Genomic DNA, 396 nt, shown 5'->3' on the forward strand with positions numbered 1-396 from the left:
GTGAATTCGCGGCCGGCGCCCAGGTGGGGCGCTGCTAAACTGCGCGGCCGCACGTGCCCCCGGGCGCGGGCTTCCACGCCCCCACTCACGTCCTCTACGCCCATGTCCACCGCCCGCAAGCACGAGTACGAGCACAACAAGCTGGCCAAGCGCCTGCGCCACCAGGTCGGCCAGGCCATCGCCGACTTCGGCATGATCGAAGAGGGCGACAAGGTCATGGTCTGCCTGTCCGGCGGCAAGGACAGCTACACGATGCTGGACGTGCTGCTGCAGCTGCAGGCCAAGGCGCCGGTGCGCTTCGAGCTGGTGGCGGTCAACCTCGACCAGAAGCAGCCGGATTTCCCCGAGCACATCCTGCCCGGCTACCTCGAAAGCGTGGGTGTGCCTTTCAGGATC

1 protein-coding gene is annotated in these 396 nt (G+C 67.4%); it reads left to right on the forward strand.

Annotation, left to right across the window (positions count from 1 at the left end; genetic code table 11):
* Positions 1–102 precede the first annotated feature (102 nt).
* Positions 103–396: tRNA 2-thiocytidine biosynthesis protein TtcA (locus FLQ44_RS18205; RefSeq protein ID WP_500692558.1), on the forward strand; the 294-nt coding region annotated here is incomplete at its 3' end.

This window comes from Vogesella mureinivorans (assembly GCF_007644035.1).
GTDB lineage: Bacteria > Pseudomonadota > Gammaproteobacteria > Burkholderiales > Chromobacteriaceae > Vogesella > Vogesella mureinivorans.